Origin of the sequence: Nocardioides sp. NPDC000445 (genome assembly GCF_040300245.1) — a bacterium.
Lineage (GTDB): Bacteria > Actinomycetota > Actinomycetes > Propionibacteriales > Nocardioidaceae > Nocardioides.
The window spans coordinates 19,677-36,935 of the sequence record NZ_JBEPDH010000022.1 but is presented as its reverse complement, the minus strand read 5'-3'; the positions used below and the strand labels follow the sequence as shown (position 1 = coordinate 36,935).

The following is a 17,259-nucleotide window of genomic DNA, read 5'->3' as shown; positions in this document are numbered from 1 at the left end:
ATCGGGGGCGTACGCATTCACACGAACTTTGGGAGATAACGATGGCCACCACCCGCACCGCCACCACCGTCTGGGAGGGCTCGCTCTTCGAGGGCGCCGGCAAGGTGACGCTGGACTCCTCGGGCCTGGGGACCTACGACGTCTCGTGGCCGGCCCGCACGGAGGCGCCCGGCGGCAAGACCAGCCCCGAGGAGCTCATCGCCGCCGCCCACTCCTCCTGCTTCTCGATGGCCTTCTCCAACGGTCTGGCCCAGAACGGGACCCCGCCGACCAGCCTGCAGACCAGCGCCGAGGTCGAGTTCACCCCCGGCAAGGGGATCACTGGCATCAAGCTGACCACGCGTGGCGTGGTCGAGGGCCTCGACAACGACGCCTTCGTCAGGCTCGCCGAGGAGGCCAAGGCCGGCTGCCCGGTCAGTCAGGCTCTCACCGGCACGACCATCACCCTCGACGCCGCCCTCGCCTGAAATTTCGCCTGAAATGTGGTGATGCCCCGGCTCATGCCGGGGCATCACTGGCGGCGTACGTCAGGCCGTCTGCTCCTCGGCGGCGGCCTTCTCCTCGCGGTGCCAGATGACCCGCTGCGGGAAGGGCATCTCGATGCCCTCGTAGTCGAGGCGGGCCTTGATCCGCTGACGCATCTCGCGCGCGATCGCCCACTGCTTGAGCGGCAGGGTCTTGATCAGCACCCGGAGGGTGATGGAGTCGGCGGCCAGCGCCTCGACGCCGGTGACCTCGGGCTCCTCGATGATCTGGCCCTTGAAGTCCTCGTCGACCCACAGGTCGTGGGAGACCTCGCGCAGCACGCGCTGCACCTTGTTGAGGTCCTCGTTGTAGCCGACGCCGACGTCGATGACGGCGCGGGCCCAGTTCTGGCTGTGGTTGCCGACGGTGAGGATCTCGCCGTTGGGGATGTACCAGACCGTGCCGTCGAGCGAGCGCAGCCGGGTGATCCGCAGCGTCACGGCCTCGACGGTGCCGCTGATGTTGTTGACCTCGATGCTGTCACCGACGCCGTACTGGTCCTCGATGATCATGAAGATGCCGGACAGGTAGTCCCGCACCAGCGACTGGGCCCCGAAACCGAGCGCCAGACCGACGATTCCGGCCGAGGCGATGATCGGGGCGATGTTGATGCCGAGCTCGTCCAGGATCATGGTGGCGAAGATCGCGACCAGGACGCCGGTGACGACGCTCTTGAGCAGCGAGCCGATCGCCTGGCCGCGCTGGCTGCGGCGGGAGGAGGCGAAGGTGGCCTCGCCCGCATCGTGCGTCTTGTTGATCTTGCTGGCGAGCGTGGGCGCCTCGACGGTGCGGCTGACGATCTTGTCGATCACCCGATGCAGGATCCAGCGCAGCACGAGCGCCAGCACGATCAGGCCGAGGATGCGCAGGGGGATGCCGATCACCCATTCGCCGAGCGTCGACCAGGAGACCGAGACCAGTGGGGGGTTCGGGGGGATGGACATGGGTTCCAGTATCCAAGCCGTTCAAGGTCTGCGGCCAATCCCCGGCGGGGTGTCGACTCCCACAGCGGCGACGAGGGGCAGAGATGAGAACCAGGGCGTACGCCGGTTAGTATCTGCCCCGTGAGCAACCAGATCCTGCGCCGCGCCGGCCTTCTCGGCGCCTCCGCCTCCGCCGCCGTCGTCGCCTCTGTTGCTACCGCCGGCCCCGCCAGCGCCGAGGTTCCCAACGGCTGGCCGGTCGCCGAGGAGATGACCGCCTCCGGTCTCCTCCTGCTCATCCTGCTCATCCCGGTGATCCTGATGGTGGTCATCTCCCTTCTGGTGCTCCTGCCGGGTGTGTTCCGCGGCGAGGGGCTGCTGCCCAAGCCCCACAAGGCCGAGGACGACAACCTCCCCGCCGCGACGCACTGACCGCTTCGGTCAGCGGAGAATGGCCAGCTGCTGGGTCGCCCGCGTCATCGCGACGTAGCGGTCCACTGCACCCTCGATCCCGGTCCCGTACGTCTCGGGGTCGATGAGGACGACCAGGTCGAACTCGAGCCCCTTGGCGTGCACAGGTCCCAACCGGCGTACGCGGCCTTCGTTCAGATCTTGTGAACCAGCGGCGATGACGCAGGCGATGCCCTCCTCGTGCTCGGCGAGCCAGGTGTCCAGGATCACGTCGAGCTCGTCGACCGTGCCGTGGTGCACCGGGATCCCGGAGGCACGGATCGACGTGGGCACGTTGGCGTCGGGGAGTGCCGCACGGATGACCGGCTCGGCCTCGGTCATCACCTCCTCGGGCGTGCGGTAGTTGATGCTCAGGCCCGCCATCTCGATCCGGTCCAGGCCGACGCGCTCGAGCCGCTCCTGCCACGACTCGGTGAACCCGTGCCGCGCCTGCGCGCGGTCGCCGACGATCGTGAAGCTGCGCGAGGGGCAGCGGCTGATCAGCATCTGCCACTCGGCGTCGGTCAGCTCCTGCGCCTCGTCGACGACGATGTGCGCGAACGGCCCGGCGTACGGGTCGAGCTCCTCCGGCTCCCGCACCGAGTCGTCGAGGAGGGCCGTGCGCAGGTCCTGTCCGCGCAGCATCGACATCACCTTCATGTCGGAGTCGTCGTGGCTGATCAGGTCCGAGACGACCGCCGCCTTCGCCTTCCGGTCGGCGGCCGCCGCTGCCTTCCGCGCGCTCCGGCGCCGCGAGGCGTCCGGGTCGCCGAGCCGGCGGTGGGCGGCATCGAGCAGCGGCAGGTCCGCCTCGGTCCAGGCCTTCGGGTCCTCACGCTGCAGCGTCTTCACCTCCTCGGGAGTGAGCCAGGGCGCGCACATCCGCAGGAACGCCGGCACCTCCCACAGGTCCCCGACGATGTCGGCCGGCCGCAGGCGCGGCCAGACCTCGCCGAAGACGTCGAGCAGCCCGGCGTTGGTCTCCAGCGAGGCACGCAGGGCGTCGGTCGCGTCCTCGTCGACGAGGCCGTACGCGTCGAACTCGTCCTCCTCCTGGTCCGCGTCGCCCCAGTCGTCGAGATCGGCGTCGTAGTCGCGGTCGGGGTCGGCTCCGGTGTTCTCCTGGATCCTCTCGGTCACGATCTTCAGCAGCGCCTCCCAGACCTGGTCGCGGGCGTCGTTGTGCGGCGTACCCTGCTCGGCTGCGGCGATCGCCTCGGCCCAGTCGCCGGTGCTGATCACCGCGTCGCCGTAGGGCGTCTCGACCAGGGTGGGCTTCGACGGTGGCTTCTCGTAGAGCGCCACCGCCGGCTCGATCGCCGCGACCATCCGGGCGTCGGCCTTGAGCCGGGCGACCTCCTTGTCCGTCTCCGGCGCCAGCGAGGCACCCTCGGGCACCATCCGGCGCAGCGTGGTGGTGCGTACGCCCTCCTCGCCCAGGCTCGGCAGCACGTCCGCGACATAGGAGAGGTAGGGCTCGTGCGGCCCCACGAACAGCACCCCACCCTTGCCCTCGCCCAGGCGCGGGTCGGAGTAGAGGAGGTACGCCGTGCGGTGCAGCGCCACCACGGTCTTGCCCGTCCCCGGACCGCCGTCAACGACCAACGTGCCCCGTGAGGACGCTCGGACGATGGCGTCCTGGTCGGCCTGGATGGTGCCGAGCACGTCGCGCATCCGTGGGGAGCGGCTGCTGCCCAGCGTGGCGATGAAGGCCGACTGGTCATCGAGGGCGGCGTGCCCCTCGAGCCCTTCGGCGGTGAAGACCTCGTCCCAGTAGTCGGTGACCCGCCCGTTGGTCCAGCGGTAGCGGCGCCGGCTCAGCAGCCCGCGGGGGTCGGCGTGTGTGGCCGCGAAGAACGGCTCCGCGGCCGGCGACCGCCAGTCGACCAGCAGCCTCTTCCCGTCGTTGGCCGTCAGGCCGAGCCGCCCGATGTAGATGGTGGTGCCGGCGTCCGTGACGATCCGCCCCAGGCACAGGTCCAGGCTGAACCTGCGCAGCATCCGCAGCTGCCCGCCGATCCGGTGCACCTCCAGGTCGCGATCCATCGCCTCCTGCCCGTGCCCGCCCGGGCGGCGGCGTACGTCATCGAGCCGTTCGTTCAGCTCGGAGATCTGCTCCTCGAGACTCTCCGCGATGGCAGCGAAGTGCTGCTCGTCCTCAGCGATCAATGCCGGGTCCGCCTTGGCGTCGTGACGGCCCGCGAGATCGAATGCTTGCAACGTTGAATCCCCTGTCTGATCAGGCCTTTTACCTGTTCGAGGAGGAGATTCTGCCCCAAGCCGGGGGCCTTGCGGCAAGCCCCTATGTGCGCTATAAAGTTGTTAGTGGAAGGGGAGATCTCCCTTCCATTCGTGGTTTTCGGACGTCATTCGTACGCGGACGGAAGGCCTGCTTCTGCAGGCTGCATCACCGTCGTCAGCTCGGGATCTCCGAGCAGCCGGTCGATGGCCCCGGCCCGCGGGCACCCGCGACGCGCGGGGCACCTTAATGCCCTAGAGTGCGAGCGACTGTCGCAATGTCGTTGCGGAATTCCGCGAGCAGCTCGCCTGCGGTCGATGCAGCGGATGCGATGGTCACCTCCGGGGCGCCGCAGATCCTTAGGCACGACGCAGCGATGCTGTTGGCGCCATCACCTGTCACAGCCATTCCAACGTTGCGAATCGTGGTGACGACCTCGATCGAGTGCGTCAGCATCTCGCCGAGGTGTCGGGCGTCGGTGTCGTTCGCAACTTTGGGTGAGGCAACTTGGAGGCCGAGTCTGCCGTAGGCGTCGACGAGCTCTTGGCGTGCGTCGCGGAACTCGGCGTAGATCTCGCAGTTGGTCACATCAGGCAGGCCGCAGAGGATGCCGACGTTGTGGGGCGCCTCGGCCAGCGTACGTACGTCGACCAGCGCGAGCAGGTAGAGGGCGGTCTCGTGGGTCTCGGGCGGCACGAGTGCCTCGATCTTGGCGATCTTGTCGACGGTGGGACGTACCGAACGCTGCAGCAGCTCAGCGAGGATCTCGTCCTTGCCGGCGAAGTGGTAGTACAAGCTGGCCTGTCGGATGCCGACTCGTTCCGCGATCTCCCGTGTCGAGGTCGCCGCGAAACCCCTAGTTACGAAGAGCTCCGCGGCCGCTTCGAGCACCTGCTCGCGCGGCGAGGCCGTGCTGGTGCTGGGTATGTGACGTGGGCGCCCGGGGCTCGGACGGCGGGTCGTCATCGGCCGGCTCCCAGAGTGATCGTCCACAGGTTATCTATGTCCACGTCCCGGTCCTCCGATCAAGCATCACTGGATCGGCCAAGGCGGCAGGACACAAGAGCTCCATCCCACCTGGTGCACACTCGGTGATCCCACCGCCCCGGCCGTGCCCTCAATCTGCCGGTTGTGGTGTGTCGGAACCACTGGGAGAACCGGTGATCATCCGGTCGAGATCTCCCTGTATGGCGGGGAGGTTGTGACACGATGTGGCACATGAGCACCGGCGCCGACGCGCGTCCTCCGAAGGCGATCAGTCAACGTCGAGAACGACGGGAGTGGTCTGCTGAGCTGCGCGCCCAGGGGTCGACCTGGGTCGAGGTCGCCGACGCGTTCGCCGACAGATACGGGGTGAACCCACGGGTCTCGTTCCGTCTTGCTCGCGACTGGAGCCAGCGTGATGCTGCTGATCAGTGGAACCAGCGCTGGCCCGATGATCCGAAGACCTTCAAGAACTTCTCCTACTGGGAGCAATGGCCAGGACCGACCGGCTACGCGCCGTCGCTCGATGTCCTCGCCAGGCTGGCCGAGCTGTATCAGTGCGGTGTGGCCGATCTGGTTGTCGATCTCGCTGACCACTCGCACTTGGACACTGCACGGGCAGCAAGCGGGGACCTCAACGGACTGTGGTTGTCGCGTTACAGCTACTTCTCGGACGGCCGAGGCGAGAACATGCACAGCGAACACACGATCCGGCTCCATCACACCGGAAGCCGGCTCCACGCCACCACCGATCCCACCGCCGGGGAATCACGACTCACACTCGATCTGGGTGTCAACGGCGCGATCGCCACCGGAACATGGATCGAGCGAACGATCCCCACCGGCTACTACCGAGGCGCCGTCTACCACGGCACCCTCCAACTGGTCATCGGTCCACACGCGCGCTCGATGAGCGGGCGTTGGCTGGGCTTCGGCAAGGACTTTGTCGTCAACTCGGGAGACTGGCGCCTCGAGTGGGTCGAAGACTGAACCTCAGACCTCCGGCACCTCGCCCGATCCGCTGATCAGCGCCACGACCGTGGTCCCTCGGGGGAATCTTCCGCGAGCCACCTGGTCGACGAGCGCGTACATCATCTTTGCCTCGTAGACCCAGTCCAGCCGCAGACCGTGACGATGCTCGAAGGCATCGATGAAGGCATCCAGCTCAGGCGTGCGCTTCGCGTAGCCACCGAAGTGGTAGTCGCACTCCAGCCGCCACGAACCCCTCCGGGCGCCGTACACCTGCTCCTGGAGCCGGAGGATGTCGTCCTCCAGGAATGCGCCGCCCTTCAGAACCGGAACCCCGACCGTGATGAGGCCCGGCGGTGCGCCCGCGGCCAGGCCGGCGAGCGTTCCGCCGGTCCCTACCGCACAGAACACGACGTCGACGGACTCGTCGAGCTCCTCAGAGAGCTCCGCACACCCGCGCACCGCCTCGGCGTTGCTGCCGCCCTCCGGGATCAGGTAGAACTCCCCGAACTCCCGATGCAGCGCCTCTATCACCGCATCCGAGGTCTTCTCCCGGTACGTCGCGCGGTCCAGATACGTCAGCCGCATCCCGCGCGAGACCGCGTACCGAAGCGACGGGTTCAACGGCAGATGCTCCTCGCCCCGGATCACCCCGATCGACCCGAACCCGAATCGGGCCGCCACCGCCGCCGTCGCCCTGATGTGGTTCGAATAGGCCCCGCCGAAGGTCAGCAACGTCTCGAACCCCAGCTCCCGAGCCGACGCGACGTTGTACTTGAGCTTCCGCCACTTGTTCCCCGGAACCTCGGGATGGATCAGATCATCCCGCTTCAGTAGAACCCGCACTCCCGCCGCCGCGAACCGGTTGTCGTCTATCTCGACAACCGGCGACGGCAACCGAAGCTCCGCGAGCAGCTGATCGTCCACTCCGCCAGCATGACAGGTCGGCGCGAGGTAGAACGCCCTGCGCGGGCGAACGAAAATTCGTTCGCCCGCGCAGTCAGCTCAGGTCGTCTCGAGCAGTGTGGTGCTACTGAGCGTCGCGCTCCTGAGCGGCGAGGGCGCGGGCGACCTCGTCACGTCCCTCGCGGACGTACCGCTTCGCGGCCGGCTCGGCGGGGGAGGTCTCGAGCCACTTGTCGGCCTTCTCCAGAAGCTCCGGGGAGGCGGCCGGCTTGGGGAAGATGAACTCCAGCACCGTCGAGGCGCGGTGGGTGCCGAGGTGCTCCCAGAGGGTGTCGGCGGCCTCGAAGTAGCGGTCGACGAAGGGCGCCAGCACCTCGTCCTGCCCGCCACGCTGGAACGAGAGCACGATCGAGCGGGCGGTCTCGTTGGCCACGTCGGTGCGGACGACGACCGACTCCCAGGCAGCCTCCTTGGCCTCGGCGGTCGGCTGCGCGGCGCGGGCGGCGGCAGCCTTCTCCTGGCCGGAGATGGTGTTGTCGCGCTCGAGCTCGGCGGCGATCTCGGCCTCACCGAAGGTGCCCGAGGCGGCCAGGCCGGTGACGAGCGCCCAGCGCAGGTCCTGGTCGATGTCCAGACCGTCGAAGGCCAGGTCGCCGGAGAGCAGGCCCTTGAGGTCGGCGATCGCGGCGTCGGAGCGGGCTGCGGCGGCGTACGTCCGGGCGAAGGTCAGCTGGTGGTCGCTGCTCGGCGCGGCGGCCTCCAGCAGCTCCCTCAGACCGGTCTCCCAGCGCGCCTTGAGGGCGTCGCGGTTGGCCGGAGCCGAGAACGAGCCCACCGCCTGCGCGGCGAAGACCGGGATCCGGGTGACGCCCCAGGCGTCGGTCTCCTGGCCGATGTTGGCGAGCACGAGCTCGACGAAGTCGCTCGCCCGCATCTCGGCGTCGCGGGTCATGTCCCAGGCCGCACCCCAGATCAGCGCGCGCGAGAGCGAGTCGCCCAGCGCGGACAGCGACGACAGCGCGGTGGCCAGCGAGCGCTCGTCGAGCCGGATCTTGGCGTACGTCAGGTCGCCCTCGTTCAGCAGCAGCAGGTCGGGCTGCTTGACCCCGGCCAGCTGCGGAACCTCGGTCAGCTCACCGGTGACGTCGATCTCGAACGCGTCGCGACGCACGAGCGCGCCATCGACGAGGTCGTAGAGGCCGAGGCCGATGCGGTGGCGGCGGAGCGTCGGGTAGTCGGCGGCGGCCGACTGGCGCACGGCGAAGGAGGCGTACGAGCCGTCCTCGGCGAGGGTGAACTCCGGTGCGAGGGTGTTCACGCCGGCGGTCTGCAGCCACTCCTGGGCCCAGCCCTGGAGCTCACGCCCGGAGGCGGCCTCGAGGTGGCGCAGCAGGTCCTTGAACTCGGAGTTGCCGTAGGCGAACTCCTTGAAGTAGGCCTTGAGGCCCTCCAGGAACGGCTCCAGCCCGACCCACGCCACGAGCTGCTTCAGGACGGAGGCGCCCTTGGCGTAGGTGATCATGTCGAAGTTGACCTCGACGGCCTGCAGGTCGTAGTTGTCCGCGGCGATCGGGTGCGTCGTGGGCAGCTGGTCCTGGCGGTAGCCGGTCTGCTTGCGCGCGTTGGTGAAGCCGGTCCAGGCGTCGGTGAACTCAGTCGCGTTCGCCTGGGCGTGGTAGCAGGCCCACTCGGCGAAGGACTCGTTGAGCCAGAGGTCGTCCCACCACTTCATGGTGACCAGGTCACCGAACCACATGTGCGCCATCTCGTGCAGGATCACCGAGGCGCGGAAGTCGTAGAAGGAGCGCGGCTGCTTGGAGCGCGGCAGGTACTCGTCGCGCAGCGTCACGGCGCCGGCGTTCTCCATCGCGCCCATGTTGTACTCCGGGACGTAGAGCTGGTCGTACTTCCCGAAGGGGTAGGGGAAGTCGAAGGCGTCCTCGAAGAACTCGAAGCCCTGCTTGGTGATCTTCACGACCTCGTCGCGGTCGAGGTGGGGGACCAGCGACTGGCGGCAGTAGTGACCCAGCGGGATCGTGCCGAACTTGCCCTCGTAGACGTCCTGGACCTCGTGGTACTCACCGGCGATCAGCGCGGTGATGTAGGTCGACATCTTCTTGGTGGGCTCGAAGTCCCAGGTCGCGCGGCCGTCGCCGAGCGGCTTCGGCTCGGGGGTGACGGCGTTGGAGACGACCTTCCAGCCCTCGGGAGCGGTCACGTGGAAGGTGAAGACGGACTTGAGGTCGGGCTGCTCGAAGGTGGTGTAGACGCGGCGGGCGTCGGGGACCTCGAACTGGGAGTAGAGGTAGACGCGGTCGTCGGCGGGGTCGACGAAGCGGTGCAGGCCCTCGCCGGTGTGGGAGTAGGTGCAGTCGGCCTTGACGACGAGCACGTTCTCGGCCGCCAGGCCGTCGAGGAGAATCCGAGAGTCCTGGTACGCCACCGCGGGGTCGAGCGCCACGCCGTTGAGCGTGATCTCGTGAACCGTCGCGCCGACCAGATCGGCGAACGTCGAGGCACCGGCCTCGGTGGAGGTGAAGGTGATCGTCGTCGTCGAACCGAAGGTCTCAGCACCCGTGGTGAGGTCGAGTTCGATGTCGTACGAGAGGACGTCGAGGAGTGCGGCCCTAGCGGTGGCTTCGGCGCGCGTCAGATTGGTTCCAGGCATGGCTGGATCCTCTCACTGCGCCCGGAATTCGAGACATTTATATCGCCGTTGTTGCCCGTTCTTGGGAGTCGCTGAGCGTGAAAAGTAAAAATACAGTGTTGTAATTCCGACACACCGGTATCAATGGTTGACAACTTTCTCTAGGGTGCTCATGTGCCCCTCAAGTCACAGAAACACCAGTATTCACAGGAGTCGCGCCAGGTGGGGAAGCCTGGCGGGGCGCTGCGCCGGGCCTTGGTCACCGGCGCGGTTCTGCTGCTCGTCGGCCTCGGTGTGCAAGTCATCCCCAAGTTGGCATCACCGGCGCACGCGGGCTCGATCACGCTCTGCTCCGGCTTCTCGGACTGCCGCAGCAAGGGCTACTCCACCGGCGGGTACGAGAGTGCGTGGGGGAGCATGTACTGGCGGATGTACGCCGGTCGGAACTGCACCAACTACGTCGCGTACAAGCTGATCCAGACCGGCCTGCCGAACGCTCGCCCCTGGTCGGGCGAGGGCAACGCCACCAACTGGGGCGTCGCGCTGAGCAGGCTGACGAATCGGACGCCGACCGTCGGCTCGGTCGCCTGGTGGCACTCCTCGCACCCGAGCGCGAGCCGCTTCGGACACGTCGCGATCGTCGAGAAGGTCGGCGCGGACACGATCACGATCTCGGAGTCGAACTACGGCAGCGACATCAGCTGGCGCCGGATCGGCAAGGACTCGGTGAACTACCCGACCGGGTTCATCCACTTCAACGACCAGCGCCTCTCGGTCACCAAGCGGCCCACGGTCGAGGGCACGGCACAGGTCGGCAAGGCGGTCACCGTCAACACCGGCTCGTGGAGCCCGAACCCGAACACGATCCGCTACCAGTGGATCGTGAACAAGAAGCCGATCCCGGGAGCGACCAACAAGACCTTCCGCATCCCCGGCTACCTCGCCGGCAAGCAGATCGCGGCAGTGCTCACCGGCACCCGCCGGGACTACAGCGAGGCCAGGACGATGAGCGAGATCCTGCCGCCGATCAAGCAGGGCACGTTCAAGGTCCTGGCGCAGCCGAAGATCAGCGGCACCCAGAAGGTCGGTTCGACGATCTCCGTCGGTGGCGCGGACTACGAGCCGTCGGCCAAGATCGGCGAGGTCAGGTGGTACGCCGACAAGACCCTGATCGCGCGTACCAAGTCCCGCTTCCTCAAGGTGCCCGCAACGGCCTCCGGGAAGAGGATCGGCGCGGTCGTCGTCGGTGTCCAGGAGGGCTACCGCCCGAAGCAGTCGTACGCCTTCGCCAGCACGCTCGTCGGCGGCGGGAAGGCACCGCAGCAGCCGGTGGAGCCGACGCCCGGCGGCACGCTCGCCCAGACCGCGGCCGGCTTCGTGAAGGGCGGAACTCGCCTCGGCGGCCTGATGCAGGTCGACCCGGGCAGCTTCAGCGAGGCCGTCGACCTGACGTACCAGTGGACGCGCGAAAGCACGCCGATCTCCGGTGCGACGAGCAACAAGTACCACCCGACCGCCTCCGACGTCGGCCACCGGCTCAGTGTCACCGTGGTCGCCCGCTCCAGCAGCGGCGAGACGGTGAGCAAGACGTACGGTCCCAGCGGCCGCGTCCGCGTCAAGCCGACCGTCAAGGTCACCGCGACCGGCGGCTCCCGGCAGGCGGAGGTGGCCGTCAAGGTCACCGCGCCGGGCTACCTGCCCACCGGGACGGTCAAGATCACGACCAACGGCGGACGTACGGTCACCAAGACCCTCAGCGGCGGCGCCTCCGGTGTCACCTTCGTCAAGCTCCCCGCGGGCGAGTACGCCGTCACCGCTGCCTACAGCGGCGACGAGGTCGCCTACTGGGCGAGCGGGGGTGCCTTCACCACGGTCAACTGAGGCCACCAGTGGAAGCAGCGTGGGCCGGAGCGATACTCGCTCCGGCCCACGTCGTTGCTTGGTCGGGGTCGACCTCGGTCAGGCGCCGATGGCGATGACCGGCTTCTTGGCCGGGTCGAGAAGGCTGAAGTACTCCTTCATCATCCAGCGCGGGACGCTCACGCATCCGCCGGTCGCGCCGGAGCCGTTGACGTGCAGGAAGATCCCGGCGCCGCGGTAGCGGACCGGGTTGTCGTAGTTGTACTTGATGACGACCGCGTACTCGTATTGCGTCGGGTAGGCCGCCAGCCGCTCGGAGCTGTTGATGTCGCTGGCAGGGAGCGAGTAGCGGAAGCCGCCCTGCGACTTGAGCCGGTAGCGGTTGTAGTAGGCCGAGTTGTTGTCCTGGACCCAGTAGGACTCGCTGGTGATCTTGGTGTGGGCCAGCTTCTGGGTGCTCGCCTTCGTGTGGGTGCCGAAGGTCGACATCAGGCTGAACGTGCCCATCGGGGTCGTGCTGGTGCCCTGCTTGCGCTGGTCGCGTGGCACGAGCCCACCGGACCCGATCCGGCCTTTGGTGGTCATGAACTTCTGGGTCCACTTGCCGTCGATCTTCTGCCAGAACCGGACGTTGGCGTACGTCCCGGAGCTGCGGTTCACGGTGACGACCTGCGTGCCGCCGTAGGGGACGGAGACCGAGACGCCGTCGAGGACCACCGTCGTCGCGGCGTCTGCGTTCGAGGGCAGCAGCGAGAACATGGCAGCGGCGGTCGCAACGACAGCGACGACACCACCGGATTGTCGGACGTTGAGAACATTGTGCCGATGAAGTCTCAAGCGAATCAGAGTCGCGAATGGGGAATGCGTCGATGGGAACTGGAGGTCAATGATCGGTTAAGCATGGGTGAGAAGGTTTATGAGACGGTGGTTCCCCTCTACCTTCCATTCTCGGATCGACCAGCCGGCGTCCAGATGTCGATGGTAACCTCCTCGGGATACCAGTGCTCGCTCTGGGTGCCAAACGCGACTACAGGTTCTGTTCCAAGTTCAAGTTGGTGCGGTTAAGGAGAGAAAGATCAAGACGCTGATCGAGATTCGTGGCGAGGACGAGTTGACTCTCCGCGTCTTGCTTCGCGATATCGACCGAGATGATGCAGTTGAAGCTCGGGAATTCGAAGGCGAGTTGACATGGAGTGGAAGTCTTCAGGGGTCATGGCCGCTACTGGTTGCGCGTGAAGACATCGTTGAATGGCAAGATGTTCTCGACTACTTGGATGCGGGCGAGAATGCCAAGTGGGCCCCGAGTGGGCGCGCGTTGAATCTTGCCTTCGCGAGGGATATAGATAGGGGCGGTTGGTACATCGATGTTTTGCACCCGACTTTCCCGTACATCAAGATAAGAATGCATTTCGACCCTGACGAAGAGTGGTTTGAAACTTCGTACCGGACGCTGAGTGAGGTCCTCGCTTGATTCCAAGTGTTGCGGATGTATTTGTGGTTGTCCGCGGGTTCCGAGCGGCATGCCTTGTGTGTCTGCGACCCGTCTTTGGCGGGCCATGGGCCTCTCGTGGCCCAGCCGCTCTTGGTCGCGCTGAGACGGCATGCGTGAAGAGTGTAATCGGGCTCTTTCTGACGGCGGTCAAGTTCACTTTTGGCTGGCTGATGACGATTTGTAAGTTCGTCTGGTGCCCCAGGTTTGGGGGCGAACTGGGGCGGCGCCGTCGATTGATCGGGCTTGCGTGATCGGGCTCCGGTTGCGTACGAACTGCTCCGACCGCCGCGTGGAACAGATCGTCGGGCGCGGCGGTTGAGGTTGGACATGACCCAGACCACATCCGCTGAGAAGACCGCCGCCGACTTCTGGTTCGACCCTGCCTGTCCGTTCGCCTGGATCACCTCGCGCTGGATCCTCGAGGTCGAGAAGGTGCGCGACGTTGAGGTGACCTGGCACATCATGAGCCTGGCGTACCTCAACCAGGACAAGGACATCTCCGAGGACTACCGGAAGATGCTCTCCACTGCTTGGGGCCCGGTGCGGGTCTGCATGGCGGTCCAGAACGAGTACGGGCAGGAGAAGCTGGCCGAGCTCTACACCGCGCTCGGCACCCGCCGCCACGTCGAGGGTCGCGACTTCGACCGGATTCTGATCGAGGAGGCGCTGGCGTCGGTCGGGTTGCCGGTCGAGCTGGCCGACGCGATGGACGACTCCGGGTTCGACGAGGCCATCGCGAAGTCCCACCACGAGGGGATGGACCAGGTCGGCAACGACGTCGGCACCCCGACGATCGCGATGAACGGCTCGGCCTTCTTCGGCCCGGTCATCTCCAAGGCGCCCAAGGGTGAGGAGGCCGGAAAGCTCTGGGACGGGTTCCAGCTGATCACCGCCTACCCCTACGTCTACGAGCTCAAGCGCGCCCGGGTCCACGACCTCGACTTCAGCTGAGGCCGGAAACGAGGGCGCCCGATTTGAGGTCGCCGGCGGGTCCGGCCGGTGGGACCATCGCGTATGACCCCGACCGTATTACGCCGTCCGCTGGCGCTGACCCTGTCGCTGGCCGCCATCGTGGCCGGCTCGGCCGCCTGCGGCGGCACTGCATCCTCGGGTGAGGAGAAGTCGTACGCCGACGAGTCTCCGAAGAAGATCCTCGCCGACGCGAAAGCGTCGATGAGCTCGCTGAAGTCGGTCCACCTCTCGGGGACCGGCCTCGACAACGGCGATGAGATGAAGATCGACATGACCGTCTCCACGGCGGGCGACTGCACCGGCACCATCGGTACGCCCGACGGGGAGATGACATTGCTCGTCGTCGGCGGCAAGGCGTGGTTCAAGGCCGACCGGGCGTTCTGGGAGGCCAATGCCGGTGGCGACGCCGACGCCATCCTCGCGATGGTGGGCAAGAAGTGGGTCGTCGGTGGCGACGACCTCGGCGACCTCACCGAACTGTGCGACTGGGACGAGCTCTCCGACGAGTTCCTCGAGCTCCTGGTCCCCAGTACCATCGAGGGCCTGACGATCAAGAAGTCGAAGGATCAGGTCGACGGGCAGCCCGTGATCAAGCTCGAGGACCGCAGCAGCGAGCAGGGCACGATCTACGTTCAGGCCGAGGAGCCCCACTACGTCGTCAAGGTGTCCAACACCGGCAAGGAAGCGGCCGACGTGACCTTCAGCGCCTTCGACGATCCGACGGAGATCGTCGCACCGAAGCCTCGCCAGCAGATCGACTTCGAGAAGATGCAGTAGTCGAGTATTTGGCAGTGACGGGTCTGCACGTGAAGACGTACGTTGGCTGCATGGCGACAACTGACGAGGCGGGAATCCTCTCCAGAGCGTTGGACCAGACCGGCGACCTGCTCGACCGGGTGCATGCCGAGACCGTCTCGCGGCCGACGCCGTGCCGGCAGTGGGACGTCGGCACCTTGGCCGACCACGTGATCGCCGACGGCACCAACTTCGTCACGATGCTTCGTGGCGGGGAGCCCGACTGGGGCGCGCCCGCGCCGCACGTGAAGGAGAGCTGGGGGCCGGCGTTCAAGGTCGGTGCCGACGACGTGCTGCACGCGTGGGACCAGGGCCCCGGCACCGACGGCTGGGAGGGCGGTGCGTCGGTGCCGGTCGGCCTGCTCGTCGCCGAGTACGCCACCCACTCCTGGGACCTCGCACAGGCGCTCGACGTCCCGACCTCCGAGCTCGACCCGGAGCTGGCCGAGGTCGGGCTGGCCTTCATGAAGGCGACCCTGAAGCCTGAGATGCGCACCGGCGCGTTCGACGCCGAGGTGACGGCGCCCGAGGGCGCCGGGGCGTACGAGCGGCTGGCTGCTTTCGCCGGACGGCAGGTCTCCTGACACCATGGGCGTGTGGTTGATCAGATGGGAGTGCTCGCGCTGCAGCGGGCCCTGACGCAGGCAGCAGAGCTTCTCGACACCGTCACGGCGGACGACCTGACCCGGCCGACGCCGTGCCCCGAGTGGGATCTGCGCAAGCTGGCCAACCACATGATCGCCCAGCCCCGCGTCTTCGTGACGATGCTCCAGGGTTCGCCGCCCGGATGGGACGGGCGTGAGGACTACGCGGTCAACCTGGGCGAGGAGCTTCGCACCCGGGGCAACGCGCTGATCAACCTGTGGCGCGAGGTCGGCCCCGACGACATGGTGATGATCGACCCCGACTGGCAGTCTGCCGAGATCGCGGTCCACACCTGGGACCTGTGTGCGGCGCTCGGCCGCCCGACCGACGGCCTCGACGAGGCCGTCGCCCAGCGGGCGGTCGTCGCGATGGACCGCATCCTCGGGCCGGAGCGCAAGGGGCGGGCCTTCGCCAACGCGCTCTCGGCGCCGGAGGGGTCGGGGGCGTATGAGCACCTGGCTGCGTACGCGGGGCGTCCGGCGCCGTTCGTGGCCTGACCCCAAACTGTGACTCATGAGTCACAGAGGTCTCAAACGACACACCGAACACATGCGTTTGCGGCATGTCGGGCGCTCGACTCTTCAAAATCAAGGGTATGGCCAGCTTCCCCCGCGTCATCACCGTGACCCTGACCGCTGTCGTCGTCGGCGCGTCGATGCTCGTGCCTGCCATCGGTTCGGCGATCGATCCGGCGGCCGCCGAGGACGGTCAGCTGATCAAGCTGCCCCGTCTCGAGGACGGCATCGCCACCCGTGACGTGAAGCTGCCGCCGCGGCTGACCGAGCGGTCCGCCGCCGCGGCCTCGACGGAGAAGCTGCGTACGACGACCTTCTCGATGGTCGGGGTCTCCTGGAGCGGGGAGGAGACTCCCCGGGTCGAGGTGCGGGTGAGCAAGTCGGACCAGTGGCGCGAGTGGCAGGAGCTGCCGCTGCAGGAGGATCTGCCCGACGGCGGCGAAGGGGACGTCGCCGCGCGCGGCAAGGTCGAGCGCCGAGGCACCCAGCCGGTGTGGACCGGCCGGGCCAGCGGCGTACAGGTGCGGGTCGAGGGTGCGCAGCCCAAGGACCTGAAGCTGACCCTCATCAACACCGGGCCGCAGGAGGACGTCAAGGCTCCGAAGCGGGAGGCCGAGGACCTCGGCTACGGCAGCGCCGGTGACGGCGTCAACGGCCGGGTCGCGCGGTCGAAGCCGCGGTGGGCGCCGAAGCCGGTGATCTTCACCCGGTCGCAGTGGGGTGCCAACAACTCCTGGCGCAACGGCCGCCCGGAGTACAACAGCTCGCTCAAGCAGGTCCACATCCACCACACCGCCACGAGCAACAACTACTCCAAGGGCGACGTGCCGGGGATCATCCGCGGCATCTACAGCTATCACACCAGGTCACTGGGGTGGTTCGACATCGCCTACAACTTCCTCATCGACAAGTACGGCCGCGCCTGGGAGGGCCGCTCCGGCGGTATCGACCGGCTCGTCAAGGGCGCGCACACGCGTGGCTTCAACCACCAGTCGATGGGCATCGCCCTGATCGGCAACTTCGAGAACGTACGTCCCTCCGACGACGCCCTCATCAAGACCGAGCGGATGGCGGCCTGGAAGCTCGACATGGCCGGCCGCGACGAGCGCGGCACGCTCGAGACGATCTCGAAGGGCAGCGACCGGTTCCCGGCCGGCCGGCGGGTGCGGGTCTGGGTCATCGACGGCCACTTCCACACCAACGAGACCTCCTGTCCGGGCGCCCAGCTCGCCAAGTGGCTGCCGTGGATCCGGAAGTACGCCTACCAGCGGGACCAGATGTTCAACCCGTGATCCGGGTTGCCGGTGTCGATGACTGTGTCGATGGAGGGCTGATGA

General features: G+C 67.2%; 16 protein-coding genes. 10 read left to right on the top strand and 6 right to left on the bottom strand.

What is annotated here, in order from left to right; genetic code table 11:
• The first annotated feature begins 41 nt into the window (after window positions 1-41).
• Window positions 42-467, top strand: coding sequence for an OsmC family peroxiredoxin (locus tag ABT304_RS25080; RefSeq protein ID WP_160025141.1), 426 nt, complete (start codon window positions 42-44; stop codon window positions 465-467).
• A gap of 60 nt (window positions 468-527) precedes the next feature.
• On the opposite strand, the gene ABT304_RS25075 is transcribed toward ABT304_RS25080, so the two are convergent.
• Window positions 528-1,469, bottom strand: a complete 942-nt coding sequence (locus tag ABT304_RS25075; RefSeq protein WP_350719370.1) for a mechanosensitive ion channel family protein — start codon at window positions 1,467-1,469, stop codon at window positions 528-530.
• Window positions 1,470-1,589: 120 nt separating this feature from the next.
• On the opposite strand from ABT304_RS25075, the gene ABT304_RS25070 reads away from it, so the two are divergent.
• The gene (locus tag ABT304_RS25070) at window positions 1,590-1,880 is read left to right on the top strand and encodes a hypothetical protein (RefSeq protein WP_160025139.1); all 291 of its coding nucleotides are present in this window, start codon (window positions 1,590-1,592) and stop codon (window positions 1,878-1,880) included.
• A 9-nt stretch (window positions 1,881-1,889) separates the two neighbouring features.
• On the opposite strand, the gene helR is transcribed toward ABT304_RS25070, so the two are convergent.
• Together helR and ABT304_RS25060 are read right to left on the bottom strand one after the other, a co-directional pair.
• Window positions 1,890-4,118, bottom strand: coding sequence for an RNA polymerase recycling motor ATPase HelR (gene helR, locus ABT304_RS25065; RefSeq protein WP_350719369.1), 2,229 nt, complete (start codon window positions 4,116-4,118; stop codon window positions 1,890-1,892).
• A 265-nt stretch (window positions 4,119-4,383) separates the two neighbouring features.
• On the bottom strand, window positions 4,384-5,103 hold the full coding sequence (locus ABT304_RS25060; protein ID WP_350719367.1) for a TetR/AcrR family transcriptional regulator: 720 nt from the start codon (window positions 5,101-5,103) through the stop codon (window positions 4,384-4,386).
• 387 nt (window positions 5,104-5,490) lie between these two features.
• Between ABT304_RS25060 and ABT304_RS25055 the strand changes: the two genes are divergently transcribed.
• Window positions 5,491-6,111, top strand: a complete 621-nt coding sequence (locus ABT304_RS25055) for a hypothetical protein (protein WP_350719366.1) — start codon at window positions 5,491-5,493, stop codon at window positions 6,109-6,111.
• Between the two features lie 3 nt (window positions 6,112-6,114).
• Here ABT304_RS25055 and ABT304_RS25050 read toward each other — a convergent pair whose 3' ends face one another.
• Window positions 6,115-7,017: a 1-aminocyclopropane-1-carboxylate deaminase/D-cysteine desulfhydrase gene (locus tag ABT304_RS25050; protein ID WP_350719364.1), complete on the bottom strand. Its 903-nt coding sequence runs from the start codon at window positions 7,015-7,017 to the stop codon at window positions 6,115-6,117.
• A gap of 103 nt (window positions 7,018-7,120) precedes the next feature.
• Window positions 7,121-9,664, bottom strand: a complete 2,544-nt coding sequence (gene pepN / locus ABT304_RS25045; RefSeq protein ID WP_350719362.1) for an aminopeptidase N — start codon at window positions 9,662-9,664, stop codon at window positions 7,121-7,123.
• 201 nt (window positions 9,665-9,865) lie between these two features.
• Here pepN and ABT304_RS25040 point away from each other — a divergent pair, with 201 nt between their 5' ends.
• Window positions 9,866-11,524, top strand: a complete 1,659-nt coding sequence (locus ABT304_RS25040) for a CHAP domain-containing protein (protein ID WP_350719360.1) — start codon at window positions 9,866-9,868, stop codon at window positions 11,522-11,524.
• A gap of 78 nt (window positions 11,525-11,602) precedes the next feature.
• Here the strand turns inward: ABT304_RS25040 and ABT304_RS25035 are convergent, their stop codons facing one another.
• On the bottom strand, window positions 11,603-12,262 hold the full coding sequence (locus tag ABT304_RS25035) for a L,D-transpeptidase family protein (protein WP_350719358.1): 660 nt from the start codon (window positions 12,260-12,262) through the stop codon (window positions 11,603-11,605).
• A 277-nt stretch (window positions 12,263-12,539) separates the two neighbouring features.
• On the opposite strand from ABT304_RS25035, the gene ABT304_RS25030 reads away from it, so the two are divergent.
• From ABT304_RS25030 to ABT304_RS25005, 6 genes are all read left to right on the top strand, one after another.
• Window positions 12,540-12,974, top strand: coding sequence for a DUF5959 family protein (locus ABT304_RS25030; RefSeq protein ID WP_350719472.1), 435 nt, complete (start codon window positions 12,540-12,542; stop codon window positions 12,972-12,974).
• Between the two features lie 348 nt (window positions 12,975-13,322).
• Window positions 13,323-13,946: a mycothiol-dependent nitroreductase Rv2466c family protein gene (locus tag ABT304_RS25025; RefSeq protein WP_350719356.1), complete on the top strand. Its 624-nt coding sequence runs from the start codon at window positions 13,323-13,325 to the stop codon at window positions 13,944-13,946.
• A gap of 63 nt (window positions 13,947-14,009) precedes the next feature.
• Window positions 14,010-14,744: a LolA-like protein gene (locus tag ABT304_RS25020; protein ID WP_350719355.1), complete on the top strand. Its 735-nt coding sequence runs from the start codon at window positions 14,010-14,012 to the stop codon at window positions 14,742-14,744.
• A gap of 50 nt (window positions 14,745-14,794) precedes the next feature.
• Window positions 14,795-15,346 (top strand): TIGR03086 family metal-binding protein, encoded by a 552-nt coding sequence (locus ABT304_RS25015; RefSeq protein WP_350719353.1) that lies wholly within the window; start codon window positions 14,795-14,797, stop codon window positions 15,344-15,346.
• Window positions 15,347-15,358: 12 nt separating this feature from the next.
• Window positions 15,359-15,904, top strand: a complete 546-nt coding sequence (locus ABT304_RS25010) for a maleylpyruvate isomerase family mycothiol-dependent enzyme (RefSeq protein WP_350719352.1) — start codon at window positions 15,359-15,361, stop codon at window positions 15,902-15,904.
• A gap of 98 nt (window positions 15,905-16,002) precedes the next feature.
• Complete coding sequence (locus ABT304_RS25005; protein WP_350719350.1) at window positions 16,003-17,214, top strand: peptidoglycan recognition protein family protein; 1,212 nt, start codon at window positions 16,003-16,005, stop codon at window positions 17,212-17,214.
• Window positions 17,215-17,259 lie beyond the last annotated feature (45 nt).